Raw genomic sequence first — 4,056 nt, 5'->3', positions numbered from 1 at the left:
CCGGCCGGCCGTGGCGGCTCCGGCCGTCGATAAGATCTGCGCATGACAAATCGGGGGCGCACACTCAAGATCACAGCGGCACTGGTGCTTTCGGCGATGGCCCTGACGGGCTTCACGACGGGCCGGGGCCACGGCGGCAGTCGCCACGGCGGCAGCGGCGGTGGCGGAGGCGGTTGCAGCAGTTCGAGCCAGGACCACGACAGTTCGTCGTCGAGCAGCTCCGGGACATCCGGGTCGTCCGGGTCCTCCGGATCGACGACATCGGGATCAGGCTACGACGACGATGACGATTCCTACGGCAGCAGCGGCGACGCGAGCAGCAGCAGCTCCAGCGGCGGCAGCTACACCCGGCGGCCCACCCACGACTCAACCGCCTCCGGCTCCCCCGGCGGCGAGCAACTGCGGGACGCCAAGGCCACCTTGGTGACCTGCGCGACCAGGACGGCCCCGTACGCGACGGTCAAGGTCACGAACGGCAATGAGGAGACGGGCCGCTTCTGGGTGTCGGTCACCTTCGAGGACGAAAACGGCATCACCATCATCGAGGAGAGCGAGAAGGTCAAGGTGCCCGGGAAGGGCAAGAGAACGGTCCGGGTGGAGATCAGCGGCGAGGGACTGGCGGACTCGGTCGACCACTGCGACGTCGACCCGCAGGCCATCCCGGTGTCGAGCTGACGCATGGTCGCCATGGGCCCGGATGAGAACCCGGAACTCTGGGCGTTCCTGGCATCACTGCGCTGCGGCCGGATCCTCGACGGCACGGTCGCGGCGACAGAACGGTTCGGGGTATTCGTCGCGCTGGACGACGGCCCCGCCCACCCCGTCTTCCCCGGCGTCGGGTTCATCACGATCCCCGAACTGTCCTGGACCCGGATCGAGGCGGCGTCGGACGTCGTCGCGGTCGGGCAGCGCGTCGCCTGTGAGTTCTTGCAGTTCGACACCTGGAACCTGGAGGCCAGGCTGTCCCTGCGGGCGTTGCGGCCCGACCCGTTGCGGGACTTCGCCGACCGCACCGCGGTGGGCCGACGACTGCGCGGACGCGTCACGAAACTGGTCCCGTTCGGCGCCTTCGTACGGGTCGCCGACGGGGTCGAAGGGCTGGTCCACCTTCGGGAACTCGCCCGGGCACCCGTGGAGAACCCGGAAGACGTCGTCGGGGTCGGCGACGAGGTCTGCGTCGTCGTCCTCGAAGTCGACCTGCTGCGACGCAGGGTGGCCCTGTCCCTGCGCCGGGCCTCCGCTCCTCTCTGAGCCGGGGCCGTGTCGGCTTTATGGGGGAAAGAGCGTGTCCACGGCCCCGGAAGAGCGTTGATCGACACAGGCGCCGGGAAAGCGGTGTGCTCCGGCCGCGCGACGTTCGTCGAGGCCGGCCCGGCGCCTTCTGGCTGATCGAGCTCAAAGAGAAAGAAGTGTGTCCGTCATGAAGAAGATGATGACTGTGGCGCTGGCCGCCGGTGCTCTCGTCATGGGTGCCGCGGGTCTCGCGTCCGCCGACGCCGGCGCCCAGGGTGCTGCCGTCAACTCGCCGGGCGTGCTCTCGGGCAACGTGGTTCAGGTCCCGGTCCACATCCCGCTCAACGTGTGCGGCAACAGCATCGACGTCATCGGTCTGCTGAACCCGACCTTCGGCAACACCTGCGTCAACCGCTGACCCGGTCTGATCGCACCGTAGGAGCCTGCGGGCTCGACACGGTCTGAGCGAGCGCGCCACCGATCCTCCATTTCGGTGGCGCGCTCGCGTGTCTGCCGGAGTCCTCTCTACGGACAGCCGGGCTCCGTCACCACAGTGCGGTGCTCATCCGGGTACGGCGCGCCGTTGACATCCGTTCGCCCGGCTCTCTACCGTCGCCCGAGGATCTTGGGCACGCCGTCCGCCGGCCTCCGGCCGAGGGCCCGCCACGCCTCGCCGCGGCCGTCATCGGTGACCAACAGCGGCGTGTGCCCGCACCATTCAGGCCCCGGCCGTCACGGCCCGCCCCGACGAGCAGGATTCCCATGGCCCCGCACACCGCGCCCACGCCGTCCGACGACGAGCCGTCCGCCGCCCCTCACGACGCCTTCCACCCGGACCTGCCCGGCCACGCCGGCGCCGCACAGCCGCTGAGCGCCCGCCTTCACCACATCCGCGCCGACGCCCTGGACGGCGACACCGCGCAGACGGGCGGCATGCGGCGCTTCGCCGCTATCAGCGGCGCGAGCGTCGGCTCGGAGCGCATCTGGATGGGCCAGACCCACGTCGCCCCGGACACCGCCTCCTCCAACCACCACCACGGAGCGTCCGAGACGGCCATCCATGTCATCAAGGGACACCCGGAGTTCGTCTTCCTGGACGACTCCGGCGGCACCCCGGAGGAGATCCGCATCCGCACGGAACCGGGCGACTACATCTTCGTCCCGCCTTACGTCCCGCACCGCGAGGAAAACCCCAGCCCCGACGACGAAGCGGTCGTGGTCATCGCCCGCAGCACACAGGAGGCCATCGTGGTGAACCTGCCGGAGCTGTACGTACTCGACGGCGAGGCATCCCCCGAACAGTCGGGGGACTGACAGCGGGCCGGGCCGTTCGAAGGTGACCTAGCCGTCTCGAAGGTCAGGGCCGCCGCCGTCGCCGACTTCGTACGTGCGCCCCAATCGCTCCAGCGGACGGCGTGGAACGTGCCCGGTGGGCCTCACCGTGTACGGCCCGAGCCGCAACGGTGAGCGGAACACGAGGATGGCAGCCCAGACGCCCCACGCCCCGGGCGCACCAGGTCTTCTGGTGAAGGAGCCTTCCATCGTGACGAGGTAGACGGGTATCAGTGGCGCGCCCACTCCGCCTTCTTCGTGAAGGTGCTTTATCGCGGCGTCCTGAGTCGTCGCGACAAGCCGAAGGTTCCGCGGTGCGTCCTCGCCCCAGAGCCGGGCCCAGTCGCCGGCAATCACGCGAATGCGGTCGATCAGATCGTCGGAGATGGCGTCGTCCTCCATGCCCGCACCGTAGCGGCCCCACCATGCCGCACAAGGCCCGCGTCGAGGCCGGGCCAGAAGCGGGGGTCGCGTGGTAACTTCCGTATACAAGGTGTATGCGATCAAGTGTGTGCGATCTCTGGGGGTAGCGGTGGCGTCGGGTCGGGAGAAGGCGTACGCGTATCTCAAGGACACGGTGCTGACGGACCCCGCGATGCAGGGCGAGTTCCTCTCGGAGCAGGACATCGCCGATCGGATCGGCGTCTCGCGTACCCCGATCCGGGAGGCGTTGCTTCTGCTCGCCGCCGAGGATCTGGTCGATCTGGTGCCCAAGCGCGGAGCTCGCGTCGCGCCGCTGTCGGGGCGTGAGATCACCGAGCTGATGCAGCTCCGCGGCATCGTCGAACGGTACGCGGCGCAGCACGTCATCGGTACGGGCCAGGCCCCGCTGCGGGAGTTGGGCGAATTCCTGGAGCGCCAGCGCACGCTGAGCGGCCCCGACCAGGCCAAGGAATTCATCGACGTGGACCACCAGTTCCATTCGACGCTCGTGTCGGCCGTGGGCAACGCGCTGCTCGACCGGCATTACGAGGGGCTGCGCAGCCGTCAGGTGCGGGCCGGTGTCGTGGCCCTCTACAACCAGCAAGGCCGTCAGGACGCGGTCCTCGACGAGCACCGGGCGATCGTGGACGCGCTCGAAGCCGGTGACGCGCAAGCCGCGTGCGCCGCGATCGACAGTCACTTGGAGTCGACGCTCAAGGTGCTGCTGGCCGGATAGGCGGGCGCACGCGTCGCCGGGCCGGAAGGCTCCTGCGGGAGCCCACCGGCCCGGCGGGGAGCGGGTGTTACGGTCGCGAACCGCCCGGCTCAGGTGCCAAGGCGCCGGTTGGCGAGGACCGGGATCTTTGCGCGGACCTCCGCGACCTCATCGGCGTCGACCTCCGTCATCAGCAGCTCGGGCCCGGCCCCCAGACGGTCGCGTACGGTCCCGTCGGGGCCGACGATCATGCTGTATCCCACTCCGGTGGGCGCCGTGCCCGTAGCCGCCACTCCCCCGGCGGCCGGATCGGCCTGGCCCGCGGCCGCCACCCACAGCGTGGCGTCCAGGGC

Annotated in this window: 6 protein-coding genes and 1 pseudogene; 5 read left to right on the top strand and 2 right to left on the bottom strand. The window is 69.9% G+C overall.

Annotated features, from left to right (window positions below):
- Positions 1-42 precede the first annotated feature (42 nt).
- From ACQKIP_RS41720 to ACQKIP_RS41705, 4 genes are all read left to right on the top strand, one after another.
- Positions 43-675, top strand: coding sequence for a hypothetical protein (locus ACQKIP_RS41720; RefSeq protein ID WP_365856509.1), 633 nt, complete (start codon positions 43-45; stop codon positions 673-675).
- Between the two features lie 12 nt (positions 676-687).
- Complete coding sequence (locus tag ACQKIP_RS41715; protein ID WP_365856507.1) at positions 688-1,251, top strand: S1 RNA-binding domain-containing protein; 564 nt, start codon at positions 688-690, stop codon at positions 1,249-1,251.
- Positions 1,252-1,420: 169 nt separating this feature from the next.
- Positions 1,421-1,651, top strand: coding sequence for a chaplin (locus tag ACQKIP_RS41710; RefSeq protein ID WP_365856505.1), 231 nt, complete (start codon positions 1,421-1,423; stop codon positions 1,649-1,651).
- A gap of 344 nt (positions 1,652-1,995) precedes the next feature.
- Complete coding sequence (locus tag ACQKIP_RS41705; RefSeq protein WP_365856503.1) at positions 1,996-2,547, top strand: cupin domain-containing protein; 552 nt, start codon at positions 1,996-1,998, stop codon at positions 2,545-2,547.
- Positions 2,548-2,574: 27 nt separating this feature from the next.
- Here the strand turns inward: ACQKIP_RS41705 and ACQKIP_RS41700 are convergent, their stop codons facing one another.
- Complete coding sequence (locus ACQKIP_RS41700; protein WP_365856501.1) at positions 2,575-2,967, bottom strand: hypothetical protein; 393 nt, start codon at positions 2,965-2,967, stop codon at positions 2,575-2,577.
- A gap of 130 nt (positions 2,968-3,097) precedes the next feature.
- On the opposite strand from ACQKIP_RS41700, the gene ACQKIP_RS41695 reads away from it, so the two are divergent.
- Positions 3,098-3,724, top strand: coding sequence for a GntR family transcriptional regulator (locus ACQKIP_RS41695; protein ID WP_365856499.1), 627 nt, complete (start codon positions 3,098-3,100; stop codon positions 3,722-3,724).
- Positions 3,725-3,813: 89 nt separating this feature from the next.
- Here ACQKIP_RS41695 and ACQKIP_RS41690 read toward each other — a convergent pair.
- Positions 3,814-4,056, bottom strand: a pseudogene (locus tag ACQKIP_RS41690) (carbon-nitrogen hydrolase family protein); the annotation flags it as partial.

This window comes from Streptomyces sp. NPDC059900 (genome assembly GCF_050270335.1).
GTDB lineage: Bacteria > Actinomycetota > Actinomycetes > Streptomycetales > Streptomycetaceae > Streptomyces.
This window is presented reverse-complemented; position numbering and strand designations above follow the sequence as displayed.